Below are 18,152 nucleotides of genomic sequence, written 5' to 3' on the forward strand. Positions count from 1 at the left end.
GATCAATGAGCAAACTTGGAAAGATCACCCGTCGCTCCTTCCTCGGTTTTGCGGCCCTTGCTGCTGGCGGCGTCGCAATCGGTTATTACTTCTACCAAAAGCCGCATGCTAATCCGCTGGATGCCCGCAAAGCTGAGGGAGATGCCGTCTTCAACCCTTATGTCACCATCAGCAAAGAGGGGGCGATTACCATCATCACCCCACGGGCAGAAATGGGTCAGGGCACACAAACCACACTCGCCGCTCTGGTGGCTGAAGAGCTTGAGGTCTCGCTGGATCAGATCAAGGTGGAACATGGCCCGGCAAGCGCCGCCTACTACAACTCTGCCATGTTCATGGAAGGAGGCCCCTTCGCAGCCTTCGACACCAGCTTGCTTGCAGAAAGTGCGCGCGAAACCATGGGCGTAGCCGCGAAGTTCCTGGGCGTTCAAGTTACAGGTGGTTCCTCCGCCATGATTGATGCCTTTCAGAAGATGAGGGAGGCAGGAGCTGCAGCGCGTACAATCTTGGTTCAGGCAGCAGCGGTCCAGTGGGATGTGGCACCGGAGGGCTTGAAGGCCGAGAACGGCGTGATAACCAATCCTCAGTCTGGGGAAAGTGTGCGCTATGCGGAAGTCGCAGCATTGGCCGCGGAACTAACTCCGCCATCAGACATCAAGTTGAAATCTCCTCGGGACTGGAAGCTGCTGGGCAAGTCGCAACCGCGTGTAGAGCTGCGCGAGAAGGTAACCGGCGCTCCGATTTACGGCATCGACGTGGAATTGCCGGAGATGCTTTATGCAACGGTTCGCATGTCTCCTCGGTTCGGCGCAGCCGTAAAGACCCATGACCCGGCACCTGCGCTGCAAATACGGGGAGTGGAGAAGGTGATACCGCTGAGCTCTCGATATGGACATGGCCTTGCAGTCATTGCCACCAACACCTGGGCAGCATTCAAAGGTGCAGACGCCATCAAAGTCGTATGGGAAGAGGCTGAGTATCCGGCGGATACCGAGGGCATGCGACGACGTTTCATGGCTGCACTCAATCAAGACGCTTCGTTTTCCCTTGGCGGCTCCGGAGATCCAGCGGGTGTACTCTCGCAAACACCTGAAGATCGGCGTCTGGAAGTCACGTACGAAGTCCCTTTCTTGGCCCATGCAACCATGGAGCCCATGAACGCCACGGCCCAATGGCGCGGTGAGACGCTCGAAATCTGGTGCCCTAACCAGACCCCAACAATGGTGAGGCATGTATGCGCCAGCCATTTTGGCATTGAAGGCGAGAACATCATCGTCAACACCACGCACCTTGGCGGGGGCTTTGGTCGCCGCCTTGAAGTGGATTATGCCCTTTATGCGGCAATCGTCGCGAAAGAAACCGATGGGCGTCCGGTCAAGGTAACGTGGACCCGTGAAGAAGACACCCGCCACGATGCTTATCGGCCAATGGCAGTCGCCAGGTATCGCGGTGCTTTGACGGAACAGGGCAATTTAAGTGCCGTTGACGTGGACGTTGCGGTGCCGCCTCTATTCAAGAAAGTGGTGGGGCGCTTGTTTCCGGGCGTGCCGCTGGCAGGGCCTGACAAACTGCTTTTAGAGGGTGCCTACGACCAACCTACCACGATTGAGAACAGGCGCTATGCGGCCCACGAGGTGGACCTGCCCATTCCTATTGGCTTTTGGCGTTCGGTTGGCAACTCCTACAACGGCTTTTTTCACGAGAGCTTTATCGATGAAGCGGCACACAAAGCTGGCAAAGACCCCTTGGCGTTCCGGCTGACCATGATGAACGACGAAGAACATGCCCCGGCCAAAGGCGTTCTTCGAAAGGTTGCCGAGATCTCCGAGTGGGGCTCACCTCTTTCCGCGGGGAAAGGACGCGGCATTGCCCATACGATTTCATTCGGCACATGGGTAGCTCAGGTGGTGCAGGTGGATGTATCAGATGGATACGTCACCATTGAGAAAGTGTGGTGCGTTGCAGACCCGGGCCTCGTGCTTGATCCTGCAAACTTCAAGGCGCAGCTCATCTCAGGGGCCATCTTCGGCCTGAGTCAGGCGCTTGGTCAGGAAATTACCTTTAGCAACGGAGAGGTGGAGCAGTCCAACTTCTTCGATTTTGATGCAATGCGCATGCATCAAACGCCAGTGTTTCACATTGAGCTGTTGGAGAATTCACCCCACATGGGCGGAGCAGGCGAACCCGGCACCCCGCCCGCACCAGCTGCGCTGGCGAACGCCATCTTCGCGGCAACCGGCAAGCGCATCCGCACCATGCCACTGAGCAAAGAAATCGACTTCACGTGACAAAAAGGCCAGCGAGAAATCCATGCCGCTGGCCTTTTCATTCAAACCTTGGTCTCGCCATTACTGTCCGGTCAAGAACCCTGCTGGCAAACCAAACCCTTCTTCCAAAGTGCTAAGTGCGTCCTCTGCATCCGCCTCGCCTGAAGCAATGCCTTCAACACTGATCGTCTCTGGTGCTGAGCCGGGCTCCCGAGGTTCGGCGTACAGCTCGTCTGAGGCGGTGGCTGGATCCGGAGCCGCAGTGTCCGCAGCGGTTTCCGGCTGTAAAGCGCCAGCGTTCCCATCAGTCTGCGGCTTCTGCAAAGGCACAACCGGACCATCCCGCGTGATAACCGCGCCATCGATGCCATTGGGTACAGAAGCAGTCGCAACCGGTTCGGCAGGCTCGGCCACAGGGGCCAGCTGTTCGGCCTTGGCCTGCAAAGCCAAGCGTGCACGCAGTTTAGCCGCAACGGTGTTCTTCACCCTTTCATTGACAGGGGCAAGACTGGCAGAAGCTGCCGCCTCTCCCGGTGTACCAATGGCAAAACTCGGACGCATCAGCGTCCCTGCAACAGCCACATGCGGGTGATCATCCTCAGATGAAGAAGCCTGTTCCGCGCCTTCCAGCAGGCTCGGTTGCAAGTCCCACTCGACACGACCATCGCTCAGGTTCACCTCCCCGCTGCCCTCAATAAGGGCCGCATCGCTCATGAAGGTGAGCCCCTGAAATTGCGCCCGGCCCTGACCGAACATTACATCAGCGCCCCAAGTGCGGAAACTCGTCTGGCTGCCTTCTGTCAAAGGCCAGCCGCGCACAGGCTCGGCGCTCAACGAGGCAATCATGGAATTCAAATCAAGATCATAAAGCACGCCGCTGCCCAGTTGGAAGCTAACGGCGCCATCCATGTTCTTCCAGAGCTTCTCGAGTGCCTCCCCTTCAGAAGCAATGCTCATGACCGCATTGAGCGCACCATCAACCCGGGGCAGATCAGAAACCGCTGCAAAGAAGGGCGCAGCATTCACATTGCTAACGGTCAGGTCAGCGGTAAACTGCGGCTCAACTGTCGCACCGTTGAGCAAGAGCGTGCCGGTCACATCACCGCCGTAGAGCTGCAACTTGTTCAGCTCCACATCAACGCGGCCCGCCTCAGAAGTGGCGCGCAGGACACCCTGTTGTCCGCGCAAATCCCCGGCTGAGAACCGATCAAACGCCAGCGACAAGTCCACGTCCACATTGCGCAGCACGGAAAAATCATAGGGGCGTTCTGCCCCACCAACGGCAAGACTTCCATCGCGGGTCAGCAGGTGGTCGAGTTGCAGCTCTGAAAGCGCATATCGACCTGTTAGCTTGGGCCGCTCCCCCTGCTCGATGCGACCACCACCCTCGACACGCAAGTCATCCAGAAACAGCTCAACATCTCGGTAATTCAGGGAATCGCCTTCACTGGCGAAATGCCCGGAAACACGCAGTCGATCTCCGCGAAGATAGTCTGGCAAACGCTTGCCATACCACCGGGTGAACTCAGGCAGATCTTCTGTTGAGAAGGAAATACGGCCCTCCGCTCGGCGAATGTCTTCAAGGCTTCCAGAAAGGCCGCCGGTAAATCGCTCGGTGGCAAACTTGAGGTCCGCAAAGCCTCCGTTCCCTACCTCACCTTCAATAGCGAGCGGCTCCCCGCGCCAACGCGCGCTTCCCGTTATCAAGGTCGGCGCATTGAGACCGGAAAACTGAATATCCAAATCAATGTCATCAAGCGCTTCGTGTTGCCCCTCAACGCTGAGCATAGAAGGAAGGGCAATTTCAGAGATACGCCCATTGCGCACCTGAGCGGTTCCGAGAAGCTCCATCCTGTCTTGAAGCTGCGCAATGTCATGACCTACAGCAAGGTAGGACAGATCAACTTCAGCGATACCCGACCCGGGCTGCTCAATACCTGCCAATCTGAGAATTGTTTCAAACGGTACGGCATCCCCATTCAGAGACCCCTTCAGTTCGATACCGTCTTCCAAATAAGTCGCCTGCGCTTCCCCGGTCAGATCCAATCCATTGACAGCACCTTTGAGGCCGCGCGTTCGAACACCGGTCGAGGAGAACTGAACCTGCGTATCAATGGAGTAGCTTTCCAGCCCTTCGGCAACGTCAAAGCCCAACAGCCCAGCAGCTTGGGAAAGCGAGTTACCAGCTCCCGTAACCTTCAGCGAGCCAACAGGTGCATCCTTGTAAGCGAGTTGCCCTGCCGCGTTTACTGACAAGGCCTCCCCGCTTTTGAGTTCCGCGCTCACTGAAGTCGCAGTTCCGCTCAAAAAGCCAGGCAGCGAACCAAGATGCGCTGACAGGCTGTAGGCTGTGTTGTGATGACTGGCAGAGCCGTTGATTTCCAATGCAGCAGACCCACCACTCACACCGCCTGAGAGCTGCAGGTTCGTCAACTCAAAGCGCAGGTCACGCCCCTGATCGCGATAATCCAGGCGCCCGCCATTGACAACAAACTGCGATATGCCAGCCTGCTGAAGTCTTGAAATGGCAGAGGCCCAAGCGCTTGCCTCAGGTGTGCTCTTCAAAAGCGCTGCGTGCGGTTGCCAGCTGCGGGTACCACCGCGCGAAACTTCAAGGAACAAGTCCGCGTCATTTAGTTCAATGGAGTTGATGGACGGACTTCCCGTGAACAGCCCCAGCCAGCCTATGCCGAAATCAACACGGCCTACCTGCGCAAACTCAACACCGTCTGCGGCGGCCACCCCCGCAATGCCCACGTTTTCGACTTGAAGCACCGGGGCGGGAAATACGCCAACCGTTGTGCGCCCATCCAGACGGACCTGCCAGCCTGTCGCTTTGGCGAGTTGCTCCTTGACCAGCGTCTTGATCGCATCTTGAGGAACGAATTGCGGAGCAACAACCACACCGCCACCAAGCAGGACAGCCGCAATGCCTAACACTGGAACGATAGGTTTCATAAGCAGATACAAACTCGTTTAACAGAATTACCCTGAGCCACCTTTTAGCGCCACCAGATGACTTTTACAGCCCTCACAGGCCCTGAGAAAACGTCTAAAATAAGACTATGCGAACCTACCTAACATATTGAGCAGGTTTCCCAATGCCCCACTTCGCAGGGCCCGCAGAATAACAGGCCCTAACCAATAGAGCATTTACAACCCCCAGCGCCAGCCCCATTTAATTCTACAGATACCTAGATGATTCATCTGGTATTTGTCCAAAACGGCACAAAGAAAAACAAATATATGCCACTGGGCAATTTTAAATTTGGCAGGTTGGGAGCTCCGCGCTAGGTTGGCACTCTCAAGTGACTACTTTAGGCGACTTATATGCTGAACTCTCTGAAAAGCTTTTTAAAGGAAATCACGCTCGGCAAGCAGGAAAAGCTGCCCTATCAGGATGATGACCACCGTCTCGCTGCAGCGGCTTTGATGTTCCACATCATTGCTGTGGATGGCGAAGTGGAAACTGAAGAGCTTTCGGCCCTCAACAAGACATTGAAAAATGCCTACAGCTTGTCTGAGGAAGAAACTGACAATCTCATCAAGCTCGCTAAAGAACGCGATGACGAGGCAGTGGACCTTTATGGTTTCACCTCTGTCCTGAAGCGCCAATTGAGCGAAGAGGAACGCGTCAAGGTCATCGAGATGATGTGGGAAATGGTTTTTGCCGACGGCTCAGTTCATGAGTTCGAGGACAACACCATTTGGCGGGTCGCAGAACTCCTGGGCGTTTCATCTCGCCAGCGCATGGAGCTGAAGAAACAAGTCAGCGAGCGTCACCAACAGTAGATAGCTTTAGGAAACATATTTTACCCATGATCCAAGCAAAAAAGCCAAAGATCCTGATTGTCCTCCACCAGGAGACATCCACGCCCGGTCGGGTTGGTCAGGAGCTGGTCAAACGCGGCTTTCAACTGGACATCCGCAAGCCCCGTTTTGGAGACAGCCTGCCAAGCACGATGGACGGGCATGTTGGCGCGATCGTATTCGGCGGGCCCATGAGCGCCAATGACCCAGACGCCTTTATCTCCAAAGAAATCGACTGGATCGGCGTACCGCTGAAGGAAGAAAAACCGTTTCTTGGCATCTGTCTTGGAGCTCAAATGCTAAGCCGCCATCTCGGTGGCACAGTTACCTCTCACAAAGACGGCTTGGTGGAAATCGGCTACTACCCCATTGAAGCCACTGTTGAGGGCAAAACGCTCATGAAATGGCCGAACCGGGTCTACCAGTGGCACCGGGAGGGGTTCTCCCTGCCCACCGGAGCAACTCTGCTTGCAAAGGGGGCGACCTATCAAAATCAGGCCATGCGCGTGGGACCGAATGCATACGGCATACAATTTCATCCCGAGCTGACCTACCTGATGATGAACCGTTGGACCACACTTGCATCAGACCGCATGTCTCTGCCGGGGGCACAAGGGCGAAGGGATCACTTCAAAGGCCGCTTTGTCTTTGATCCGCCGCTTTTTCAGTGGCTGCAGGATTTCCTGGACATGTGGATCGGCACCGCCGATGCTCCAAAAAACCAGGCATGCCGCGATCTGATTGCCAGCTAGATTATGGGCCTCCGCCAGAGGTGAACATTTATGTAGATGCAAAAAAGGCCCACTTTAAAGCGGGCCTTTTTCATATCATACCACCGGAAACAAGCTTACTCGGCAGGCTGAAGCACTGGAGAAAGGCTTGCTTTCTCACCGAGAACTGGCGCGCCAACCGGCAGAACATCGCGGCCACATACATCCTTGTAAATGTAATGAGCCATCACGTACCAAGCTGCACATGAACATGCGATTAGCACGTAGCCAGCGATGACGTTGAATACGGGCGGGCCAAAGTGACCAATCACCAGAAACAGGAAACCAAAGAACAGAGTGCCAAAAATGGTTGCTTCGGCTTTATGGATATAAAGTGCACCATAAAGCATGATGCCTGTGTAGATGGTGAAAGGGATCAGGAAGAAGCCGATTTCCTCATGGGAAGAGGTGTAGAAACCGAACTCGTTGCTGATCAGGATGCCAGCGAATGCCAGCCAAAACGCACCGTAGATGGTGAAGGCGCTGTAACCGAAGTTGTTTCCGGTTGCCTTGACCTGAAAGCCAGCGACCAACTGAGCCAGACCGCCAACGAAAACGCCCAACCACAACACAGGGCCCATGCTCTCTAAAAGGCCAATGTTGTGCATCTGCAGGACAAAAGTGGTGATACCAAATCCAGCCAAGCCTACAACGGCTGGATTTCCAGACTTAACAGAAGACATAGTCACTCCGGCATATTAAGGGTTGCGCAATGCAGCCAGTTTATCTCGCCTTTATTGTATAGATTGGCGAATTACTTTCGGCGCGGAGTTAGACACATGCCCCGACGAAATCAACCGTACAAACGCTTAGGCTAAATGCCTTAGCGTACAAATAGTTTTTGTAATATACATGAGGGAATAGTTGAAGGAAGGTATGCGCCCAAGTATTCAGCTCGGGCGCATAGATCTTTATTCGACTGGCTTGAACTTGACCAGCAAATCCTTGGCGTCAACCTGATCACCGGGTGCGACCATTACAGCATCGATAATCCCATCACGATCCGCGTGGATTGCCGTTTCCATCTTCATGGCCTCGATGGTCAGAATCACATCGCCCGCCTTTATCTCCGCATCCTGACGAACACAGACGGTGGAAACGACACCCGGCATTGGTGCGCTAACATGATTTGGGTTCCCAGTCTCGGCTTTGTGGCGAATGGCATTGCCAGTGGCCCCGTGTGCCCGATCCATGAGGCGGATGTTGCGCGGCTGTCCGTTCAACTCGTAGAAGACACGCTTCTCGCCTTGGTCATCGGTCTCACCGAGGGCAAGACAAGCAAGCACCATGACCTTGCCCGGCTCCAACTCCACCATGATTTCTTCACCCGGCTGCAAACCGTAGAAGTAAGTGTTGGTCGGCAGAACGCTGGTGGGCCCGAACTGGGTTTGAATGCGTGCGAACTCCATGAACACCTTGGGATACATCAGGTAGGAGCACAGCTCCTCATCAGAAACCTGACTGACATCCTTGTTCAACAGACCGGAAAGCTCGGACCGCTTCTCGTCCAGATCCTCCTCGTCCAGCAGCGAACCAGGGCGCACCGTGATTGGCTTTTGGCCTTTCAGGATCTTGTTTTGCAACGCTTCTGGCCAGCCACCCGGGCTTTGACCCAGGTCACCGCGCATCATTTGCACGACGGAGTCCGGGAAGGCCACTTCAACCCGCGGATCCACCACCTCTTCCGGCGTGATGCCCTGACTGACCATCATCACGGCCATGTCACCAACCACCTTGGAGCTTGGCGTCACCTTCACGATGTCACCGAACATCATGTTCACATCGGCATAGGCTTTGGCCACCTCGTGCCAACGCGTTTCCAGCCCAAGTGAGCGTGCCTGCTCCTTGAGGTTGGTAAACTGACCACCCGGCATTTCGTGGAGATACACCTCGGATGCACCGAAGCGCAGATCGCTCTCAAACGCGCGGTACTGATAACGCACCGCTTCCCAATAGAAGGAAATCTCGCGGATCACTTCCGTGTCCAACTGAGGATCGCGCGAAGATCCTCGCAGCGCTTCCACCACCGAGCCCATGCAAGGCTGGGAAGTCAGCCCTGACAAGCTGTCCACGGCAACATCAATCGCGTCCACACCGGATTCGACGGCCGCCAGAATACTGGAGGCAGCAATGCCGGAAGTATCATGCGTGTGGAAGTGGATCGGCAGATCAACTTCTTCCTTCAACGCCTTGATCAAGACCTTGGCAGCTTGCGGCTTCAGCAGCCCCGCCATGTCCTTGATGCCCAGAATATGGGCGCCGGCAGCCTCCAGTTCCTTCGCCAGATTGACGTAGTACTTGAGATCATACTTCGGACGGGCGCTGTTCAGAATGTCGCCGGTGTAACAAAGAGTTGCTTCACACAGCTTGCCACTTTCCTGCACCGCATCCAAAGACACGCGCATGTTCTCAACCCAGTTCAGGCAATCAAACACACGGAACAGGTCAACGCCGTTCTCTGCAGCCGTCTTGACGAAGAACTTGACTACATTGTCCGGATAGTTGGCATAACCAACGCCGTTGGAACCGCGCAGCAGCATTTGCAGCAGAATGTTGGGCGCCTTTTGGCGCACCATACGCAGACGCTCCCAAGGGTCTTCACTCAGGAAGCGCATAGCCACGTCAAACGTTGCACCGCCCCAGCACTCCAACGAAAGCAACTGCGGCAGCCCTTTCGCATAGGTGTCTGTGATCTGCGCAATGTCATAGGTCCGCATACGGGTCGCCAGCAGAGACTGGTGCGCATCACGCATCGTGGTATCGGTCACGAGCACACGCTCTTGATCCTTCATCCACTTGGCAAACCCCTCGGCCCCTAGCCTGTCAAAGACCTGCTTGGTGCCCTCTGGCACTGGGCGATCCAGATACGGAATTACAATCTCGGGAGAATCTTCCGGTGGCTTCGGCCGGTCACGTACATCTGGATGGCCGTTAACGGTCACATCAGAGATGTAGTTGAGCAGCTTCGTCGCGCGGTCAGATGTACGGATGTTGTAGAACAGCTCCGGCGTCTCATCGATAAACCGCGTGGTGTATTTGTTCGCCCGGAAATCCGGGTGCGCAATCACACGCTCAAGGAAGATCAGGTTGGTGGCAACGCCGCGAATACGGAACTCGCGAAGCGCGCGGTCCATACGGCTGCACACTTCATCTGCCGTTGGCGCCCAAGCGGTCACCTTCTCAAGCAGCGGATCGTAGTAGCGCGTGATCACCGCACCGGCGTAAGCCGTGCCGCCATCAAGACGGATACCGAAGCCGGTCGCTCCGCGATAAGCCGTGATGCGGCCATAGTCCGGAATAAAGTTTTGCTCCGGATCTTCAGTGGTCACACGGCACTGCAACGCATGGCCGCTAAGCTGGATCTTGTCCTGCTCAGGAACACCAGTTACCGATTCATCACCGATCTTGCCGCCTTCAGCGATTGCGATCTGTGCCTTGACAATATCAATGCCGGTGACTTCTTCCGTTACCGTGTGTTCCACCTGAATGCGTGGATTCACTTCAATGAAGTAAATCTCACCAGTGTCCGCATCCATCAGGAACTCGACCGTGCCTGCGCCATAGTAGCCGACTTCGCGGCCAATCTTCAGCCCATATTCGCAGAGCTCCGCACGTTTCTTGTCGCTCAGGTAAGGAGCCGGTGCACGCTCGACCACTTTCTGGTGTCGGCGCTGAATGGAACAGTCACGCTCAAAAAGGTGAACCAGATTACCGTGCTTGTCGCCAAGGATCTGAACTTCCACGTGGCGCGCACGCTCAACAAGCTTTTCGAGATAAACTTCGTCTTTGCCGAAAGCAGCTTTCGCTTCACGCTTTGCCGCCATCACCTCTCGAACGAGGGCAGACTCGTCGCGAATGACCCGCATTCCGCGTCCGCCGCCGCCCCAAGAAGCTTTCAGCATCACAGGATAGCCGATCTCAAGCGCGAGGCGCTTTACCTCTTCCATGTCATCTGGAAGCGGATCGGTGGCCGGCATCACAGGCACGCCTGCACGAATGGCAAGCTCGCGGGCGGCCACCTTGTTGCCAAGCTGGCGCATCGTGTCCGGAGACGGACCAATGAAGGCTATGCCGTTGGCGGCACAAGCCTCTGCAAACTCGGGGCTTTCGGAAAGAAAACCATAGCCGGGGTGGATCGCATCCACCTTCTGTTCTTTTGCGACACGCATTACCTCTTCAATTGAAAGGTATGCTTCAATCGGACCAAGACCCTTCCCAACCTGATAGGCCTCATCTGCCTTGAACCGATGCAGCGCAAGTTTGTCCTGTTCGGCGAAGATTGCGACCGTCTGCAAACCAAGCTCGTTTGCAGCGCGAAAAACGCGAATTGCGATTTCGGACCGGTTCGCCACCAACAAACGTCGAATAGCCAAGTGCGCCCCCTCTATTTTCATGGTTATCGCAACTTGTTTACATTTATGATTTGCTAAAGGGAAGAAATTTTTGTGCGCAGTTAGCGCTGCCAAACCCAGCACTTTTCATATTATTCAGTATTCGTGGCCAATCTTTCTACTGGCCTCAGAACTGTGGGGAGCGCCCTAATATATTATTGCGAGATTTTCCACCCCAGTACTTCTCTAAATACATGGAGTATCGAAACAACTTCTCATAGAAAAGGGCCCGGCTGACCTTGCGTAGTCTTGCCGGGCACCAGTCAAAATCAGCGGATCAAACCAAGGCGGAAGCCTTCAGCCACTGCGTGCGTCCGGTTGGCTGCATGCAGCTTGCGCGCCGCAGAAGCGAGGTACCAATCCGCCGTATGTTGAGAAATATTCAAGATCTGACTGATCTCCCAGCTTGTCTTTCCAGCTGCTGACCACTTGAGGCACTCCAGCTCGCGAGGCGTAAGGCGATGGCGAGGGCGATTGGTGTTCGCGCCACTCAACTCACGCATCTTATTGCTGGCATAGATCCCCACAAGGTGCAGCACACTGATCTCCCGCTCAGTGAGATGCACTTCAGGACCTGCGAAAATCAGCATGCCCTGATACCCCTGCTGACCGTGGATCGGCACACATACCCCATCCATGATGCCGTAGTCCCGTGCGTCAGCAAGAATCTGCTGCCCAATGGTCGAGAGAGACCGATCTCGCGCAATACTCGACCACAGGAACGGACGAGAAGCAGACCGAGCCTTCGCGACAATTGGATCATGCTGGACATAATCACGATCCAGATATCGCTGTTGCCATTCTGGATTGCCACCACTCAGCATGATTGACCCGTCCAGAGATGCTCCCTGCTCTGGAATGGCCGCCAAGACAAAACTAGTAAAACCAAAGGTAGTTCCAAGATCAGCGATGCGGCGGGCTACCCCATCGGCTGTTTCCTCGTTGTTAATTGAATCAACGAACTCAAGTGCAGCAGTTAATGGATTCATTTTATTCACCCCTACAAAACGCTCTCCGATGCCTAATTACCTTACGCAACGACCTACCCATTTAGAAGGTGTATCAACAAACCATTTGCTATTAAGGGCTCTGTTTTCGCGTATTCAGAAAAAGAACTATTCAATAATTCTTCCTGACTGTTTGCTGTTACATCCCGCATATTGACAATGCGGCTTTTGAGAGATCTTCCTCTGCGTCACTCAATTGAAACTTGAGTTTTGGAGGTAGCAAATCAGGAAACTCAGTAAAACCCCTAGGCCTCAGAACGCCTTAAGCTTCCGTTAAGGGTGCCTGTAAAGTTTCGCGAGGTTTATAATGAAAATGAGATGAAAGCTGCACCACGCACCTGGGCGCGAAGACGCAAATGATTCTCATCAAGCGCAAGACACGCATAGATGCAAAAATCTAAGCGATGTAACCTTGGGGAAATCGTGGATAACTCTGATTTGAACCTAAATGTCAACCATCACCTGAAAATTTACACTGAAAATTTATTGGCTAGTTCAGACAGTAGGCCTCGACTCGTCTGCTGAAATACTGCCGCAGAGCCAGCAAATAAGCCCCGCCGGAAGATGGTTGCAACTGATACCAATGTCGGACCAATAGATACCAACCTGATTAACTCTTAAAAGCCCTATCAGCTGAGGAATCCGAACCAGCTGACACACCCTCGCCCAAGGTGTGACGTATATATCCGGCAAAACGCAGGTTTGAGGCTTTACAGAGCCCGCCAGCAGTTTGTATAGACCCCTCATATTTTAACGGCATCCGAAGGGCTGCGAACGAACTATCAACCACAACGCCATTCACACCTCGAGACCAAAATTGAGGCCTTCTACCCAAAGCCGGTCTTCGCGCCACATGGCTTAAAGTGATAATTCAAACATCTTGATGCCGTAATGCAGACACTCCCATTGCCCCGCGCACAGCGCTCCAGAACAGTAACTGCCATTCTTGGGCCGACAAACACCGGCAAGACGCACCTTGCCATTGAGCGCATGTGCGCTTACTCGTCCGGCCTTATTGGCCTTCCTTTGCGCCTGCTCGCCCGTGAAGTCTACGGCAAGATCGTGGAACGCAAGGGAGAAGACCTTGTTGCGCTGATCACCGGTGAAGAAAAGATCATTCCGAAGAACCCTCGGTTCTGGGTCTCCACCGTGGAAGCCATGCCGAAAGATCTGAAGGTCGACTTCGTCGCCATTGACGAAGTTCAGCTGGCCGGAGACCTTGAGCGCGGACATGTGTTCACGGACCGACTGTTAAACCTGCGCGGACGGGAGGAGACACTGCTGCTTGGCGCAGCGACCATCCGTCCATTGCTGGAAAAGCTCTTGCCGGGCCTGAACATCATCACCCGCCCGCGCATGTCCATTCTCACCTATGCAGGCTCGAAGAAAATCACACGCCTGCCGCGCCGCTCTGCAATCGTAGCCTTCTCGTCCGATGAGGTTTATGCCATTGCAGAACTCGTCCGCCGTCAGCGCGGCGGCGCCGCCGTTGTTCTTGGCTCCCTGTCTCCGCGCACACGCAACGCGCAGGTCGAGCTCTTTCAGAACGGCGACGTGGACTGGCTGATTGCGACCGACGCTGTTGGCATGGGCCTGAACCTTGATGTGGACCATGTGGCGTTCGCGGGACACCGCAAATTTGATGGCTATCAATACCGCCAGCTCACGCCTGCAGAAACAGGCCAGATCGCCGGGCGCGCCGGGCGCCACCTCCGAGATGGCACTTTCGGGGTCACTGGCAGAGTGAACACCTTTGACGACGATTTGGTGCATTCGGTCGAATCTCACGAGTTTGACGCGCTGAAAGTGCTTCAGTGGCGGAACCCAAAGCTGGATTTTTCCTCTTTATCCGCACTTTTGCGCTCTTTAGACCAATCTCCCGGTGAAGAGGGCTTGACCAAAGCACCTCCCGCAGAGGATATCGGAGTGCTTGAACTCTCCAATCGCGACGAGGCCATTCGCCGCATCGCGACAACGAGAGAAAGAGTAGAGCTGCTTTGGGATGTGTGTCAGGTTCCGGACTATCGAAAAATTGCGCCGGCCAACCATGCAGACCTTGTAGTTAACATCTATACCCATTTGGTTCATTCGGGCGCGATCCCGGATGACTGGTTCCAAAAGCAAATAGCGCTTGCAGACCGGACAGACGGGGATATTGATACATTGGCCAATCGGATTGCACATATCCGAACCTGGACCTTTGTAGCGAACCGTGCCGACTGGCTGACAGATCCTGCTCACTGGCAGGGCGTCACTCGCGGCATAGAAGACAGATTATCTGATGCCCTTCACGAACGGCTTACACAGCGGTTTGTGGATCGGCGAACCAGCGTATTGATGCGACGTCTGAGAGAGAACAAGATGCTCGAAGCGGAGATCACCGCCAGCGGTGACGTACTCGTCGAAGGTGAACACATTGGCCAGCTTCAGGGCTTCCGGTTTGCGCCGGACGCCTCGGCTGAAGGGCAAGAAGAAAAAGCGGTTCGCGCCGCTGCCCAAAAGGCCCTGGCAAGTGAAATCGAGAGCCGAGCTGACCGCTTGTCGCGCTCCCCTAATGAGGACTTCATCCTCTCTTCAGAAGGCACTCTGAGATGGCAGGGCGAGATCGTCGCACGCCTTTCAGCTTCTGATCATACGCTGCGCCCGGGCATTTTGCTCTTGGCTGACGAGCAGCTCACGGGTCCAGCCCGCGACAAGGTAGAGGAACGCGTGGCTCTATGGGTCAAGACCCATATCGAGACCCTGCTGAAGCCTCTGTTTGACCTTGAAGCAGCTGAAGGCGTTGAAGGCATCGCCCGCGGTGTTGCATTCCGGATCTCAGAAAGCCTTGGCATCATCGATCGCCACGACATTTCCGAGGACATTCGCCAGCTCGACCAGACCATGCGCGGCACGCTGCGCAAGCTGGGTGTTCGTTTCGGCGCTTACCACATCTTCGTCCCTGCGCTGCTTAAGCCGGCACCAAGCCAGCTACTCGCACAGCTTTGGGCACTGAAAGAAGGCAAGGAAGACGCCAAGGGCCTCGTGGAGTTGCCACAGCTCTCCGCTTCAGGCCGCACCTCCGTTCCGGTTGATACAGAGATTGAACCTTCTCTTTACAAGGTCGTCGGCTTCCGTGTTTGCGGCCCCCGTGCTGTACGCGTCGACATTCTGGAGCGTCTGGCGGACATCATCCGTCCATTGATCGCCTGGAAACCGCTTGAAGAAGGTATCGAGCCACCGGAAGGTGCGCTGGCGCAAGGCGGAGCATTTACCGTCACCGTCTCCATGACGTCCCTTCTCGGCTGCGCTGGCGAGGACTTCTCCAGCATTCTTAAATCTCTGGGCTACCGCCTTGAGACCAAGGAAGTGCAGCAACCCGTCGTTAAAAAGGCGGAAGAAGCACCAGCAGAAGCTACTGGTGAAGTCGAAGCCTCCGCAGAAACTACAGCCGACGTTCCCGCTGAGTCAGCCGACGCGCCGAGCCAGGAAGCTGAGCCAGCTGCTGAAGCAACACCTGCAGAAGCGACAAACGACACGCCGATTGAAGCTGCGCCTAGTGAAGAGGCCGCTGAGACCGATGGTGAGCCAGAAATGGAAACCGTCACCATCGAGATCTGGCGTCCCGGCCGGGCAGATCGCCGCCGCCAGGGTGGAGATCGCAATCGCCCGCGTCGTCAGCATGGCGACAACCAGAACCGCCAGTCTGAGGGCGAACGCAAGGGCGGCCCGCGCAATAACAACAAGCGTCACAATGCCAAGGGCAAGGGACGTGATGGCGGCGGTCACAAAGGCGGCGGCAAGCCGAACCGCACCGGCAATGCAGGTCGGCCACAGCCACAGCGCGACAAGCCTCTGGATCCAAACTCACCATTTGCAGCGCTCCTTTCTCTGAAGGAGAACATGCAGAAGGGCGACGACAAGTAACCAGTCCATGCAGCAGGCATCGCAGCGCATAGATAAATGGCTATGGTATGCCCGCGTTACCAAATCCCGGACACTGGCACAGAAACTGGCAGTGTCCGGACACGTCAGACTTAATAAAGAGAAGGTCACGACTGCAAAGCAGGGCATCAAGCTCGGCGACGTCCTGACCATCGCGCTCCCCAGACGCCTTATGGTTTACAAGGTCCTCGATCTGGGCAGTCGCCGCGGGCCGGCCAGTGAAGCTCAACTGCTTTACGAAGACCTTTCCCCTCCCCCAACACCGAAAGAAGACGGGCAACCGGAGCAACGAGATCGTGGCACTGGAAGACCCACCAAAAGAGACCGACGCCAGCTGATCCGGATGAAAAAGGACAGCATGGACGATGGTTTCTAAACACCGGCCTTGCCGCGCAAAATGTTTTTCCCGTTTTGCTGTGCGCCCAGTCGCCACGTGCTTGCGAAGGCCACGGAAAAGCGCTAGGCAATGAGCCAAGATTTAACCATCCGCCGCTGTTTTCGAAGCGGCACAGCCGGCGGGTGAGCTGCAACCTAAGAGGATTGCGATGACATACGTCGTCACTGACAACTGCATTAAATGTAAGTACACGGACTGCGTTGAAGTGTGCCCGGTAGACTGTTTCTACGAGGGCGAAAACATGCTCGTCATTCATCCGGATGAGTGTATTGACTGCGGTGTGTGTGAGCCAGAGTGCCCAGCGGATGCGATCCGTCCAGACACGGAGCCCGGGCTTGAAAGCTGGATTGAACTGAACGCGGAATACGCCGCGAAATGGCCAAACATCACGGCGCGCAAGGACCCGCTGCCGGAAGCGCCGGAGTTCGATGGCGTGAAAGACAAGATGGAAAAGTATTTCTCTGATAAACCGGGCGAAGGGGATTGATATCCCCTTTCTCCCCCTATATTGATCTAAACATAATTAACTGATCGTGTTACCGATCGGAAATTCTAACCTTTGCTGAAGCAGAGGTTGGAAAACCGTGGATAATGTGCTATACACTAAGTTCAGTCGCTTGGTGGCACGGTCATGCCTCCGTTTCGGAGGTTTTTTTATGGGCAAATTCTAGCCGACAATGTGCGGTTACGGACTCCCCATTCTCATCACCTTAACCGCCGCTGAATGCTGACTGATCACAGTTGAGCGCAAATCCCTGTGCGCGCATCTCGCGCGCCACGGTGGGCTTTTCGCATTTTTTGACACTAAACAGGCGTCGCACCCCAGCGGCGCTTTTGCTCGCCCGGAGGGGCGCGCATTCTTCGCAGGAGAAAGACAGCGTATGGCCACACCCGCTAAGAAGACCGCTCAGCGTCATGGATTCAAGACAGGTGAACACATCATCTACCCGTCCCACGGCGTCGGTCTGATCACTGCCATCGAAGAGCAGAACGTCGCAGGCTTCTCCCTCGAGCTTCTGGTAGTCGAGTTTGATCAGGAGAAGATGACACTTCGCGTACCAGTGGCAAAAATTCCTAGTGTTGGTATGCGCAAGCTATCCGATGCAGCGACCGTGAAGAAGGCTTTTGAGACCGTTAAGGGCAAGCCGCGGGTAAAGCGCACAATGTGGAGCCGCCGCGCTCAGGAATATGAAGCAAAGATCAACTCTGGTGACTTGCTTGCGATTGCTGAGGTGGTGCGCGACCTTTTCCGTGCCGATACCCAACCGGAGCAGTCTTACTCTGAGCGTCAGCTTTACGAAGCAGCACTGGACCGTATGGCACGTGAAATTGCCGCAGTTCAGAAGTTGTCCGACTCTGAAGCCGTTCGTCAGATCGAGCAGGAACTTGCCAAGTCTCCCGGCCGTGCGGCCAAGGCAGCTCCGGCTGATGACGACAGTCAGGAAGAAGCAGCTTAAACCAAGCTCGCAACCTGATGAGAAAAAGAACCCGGCCGTGCGCCGGGTTTTTTTATGAGACGCGACATTGCGCCACACTTAAGCGTTACTGCTGACGCATCAGTGAACCAACCCTACCCACCTGGCGTA

General features: G+C 55.2%; 11 protein-coding genes. 7 read left to right on the forward strand and 4 right to left on the reverse strand.

From position 1 onward, the window contains the following. Window positions 1-5: 5 nt before the first annotated feature. The gene (locus Q3Y58_RS14490; RefSeq protein WP_319622723.1) at window positions 6-2,288 is read left to right on the forward strand and encodes a xanthine dehydrogenase family protein molybdopterin-binding subunit; all 2,283 of its coding nucleotides are present in this window, start codon (window positions 6-8) and stop codon (window positions 2,286-2,288) included. A gap of 60 nt (window positions 2,289-2,348) precedes the next feature. Here the strand turns inward: Q3Y58_RS14490 and Q3Y58_RS14495 are convergent, their stop codons facing one another. Next, window positions 2,349-5,225, reverse strand: a complete 2,877-nt coding sequence (locus Q3Y58_RS14495) for an AsmA family protein (protein ID WP_319622724.1) — start codon at window positions 5,223-5,225, stop codon at window positions 2,349-2,351. A 372-nt stretch (window positions 5,226-5,597) separates the two neighbouring features. Here Q3Y58_RS14495 and Q3Y58_RS14500 point away from each other — a divergent pair, with 372 nt between their 5' ends. Both Q3Y58_RS14500 and Q3Y58_RS14505 read left to right on the forward strand, forming a co-directional pair. Beyond that, entirely contained in the window at window positions 5,598-6,059 is a 462-nt protein-coding gene (locus Q3Y58_RS14500) for a tellurite resistance TerB family protein (RefSeq protein ID WP_274219928.1), read from the forward strand. Window positions 6,060-6,085: 26 nt separating this feature from the next. Then, a complete protein-coding gene (locus tag Q3Y58_RS14505; RefSeq protein WP_319622725.1) occupies window positions 6,086-6,829 on the forward strand; it encodes a glutamine amidotransferase in 744 nt (247 codons plus the stop codon). 95 nt (window positions 6,830-6,924) lie between these two features. On the opposite strand, the gene Q3Y58_RS14510 is transcribed toward Q3Y58_RS14505, so the two are convergent. The 3 genes from Q3Y58_RS14510 to Q3Y58_RS14520 form a co-directional block, all read right to left on the reverse strand. Next, the gene (locus tag Q3Y58_RS14510; protein WP_319622726.1) at window positions 6,925-7,530 is read right to left on the reverse strand and encodes an acetate uptake transporter; all 606 of its coding nucleotides are present in this window, start codon (window positions 7,528-7,530) and stop codon (window positions 6,925-6,927) included. A gap of 228 nt (window positions 7,531-7,758) precedes the next feature. Beyond that, window positions 7,759-11,220: a pyruvate carboxylase gene (pyc, locus tag Q3Y58_RS14515; RefSeq protein WP_319622727.1), complete on the reverse strand. Its 3,462-nt coding sequence runs from the start codon at window positions 11,218-11,220 to the stop codon at window positions 7,759-7,761. Between the two features lie 287 nt (window positions 11,221-11,507). Continuing rightward, window positions 11,508-12,227, reverse strand: a complete 720-nt coding sequence (locus Q3Y58_RS14520) for a LuxR family transcriptional regulator (protein WP_274219924.1) — start codon at window positions 12,225-12,227, stop codon at window positions 11,508-11,510. Window positions 12,228-13,136: 909 nt separating this feature from the next. Here Q3Y58_RS14520 and Q3Y58_RS14525 point away from each other — a divergent pair. The 4 genes from Q3Y58_RS14525 to Q3Y58_RS14540 all read left to right on the forward strand — a co-directional run bounded on the left by Q3Y58_RS14525 (window position 13,137) and on the right by Q3Y58_RS14540 (window position 18,023). Further along, on the forward strand, window positions 13,137-16,151 hold the full coding sequence (locus Q3Y58_RS14525) for a helicase-related protein (RefSeq protein ID WP_319622728.1): 3,015 nt from the start codon (window positions 13,137-13,139) through the stop codon (window positions 16,149-16,151). Between the two features lie 7 nt (window positions 16,152-16,158). Continuing rightward, window positions 16,159-16,545 carry an RNA-binding S4 domain-containing protein gene (locus tag Q3Y58_RS14530; RefSeq protein WP_319622729.1) on the forward strand — a complete coding sequence of 129 codons (387 nt, stop codon included), beginning with the start codon at window positions 16,159-16,161 and terminating at the stop codon, window positions 16,543-16,545. A 169-nt stretch (window positions 16,546-16,714) separates the two neighbouring features. Then, window positions 16,715-17,053, forward strand: a complete 339-nt coding sequence (gene fdxA, locus Q3Y58_RS14535) for a ferredoxin FdxA (protein WP_274219921.1) — start codon at window positions 16,715-16,717, stop codon at window positions 17,051-17,053. A gap of 394 nt (window positions 17,054-17,447) precedes the next feature. Then, on the forward strand, window positions 17,448-18,023 hold the full coding sequence (locus Q3Y58_RS14540) for a CarD family transcriptional regulator (RefSeq protein WP_274219920.1): 576 nt from the start codon (window positions 17,448-17,450) through the stop codon (window positions 18,021-18,023). The last annotated feature ends 129 nt before the right edge of the window (window positions 18,024-18,152 follow it).

Origin of the sequence: Nesiotobacter zosterae (assembly GCF_033843645.1) — a bacterium.
In the GTDB taxonomy this organism is placed as follows: Bacteria; Pseudomonadota; Alphaproteobacteria; order Rhizobiales; family Stappiaceae; genus Pseudovibrio; species Pseudovibrio zosterae.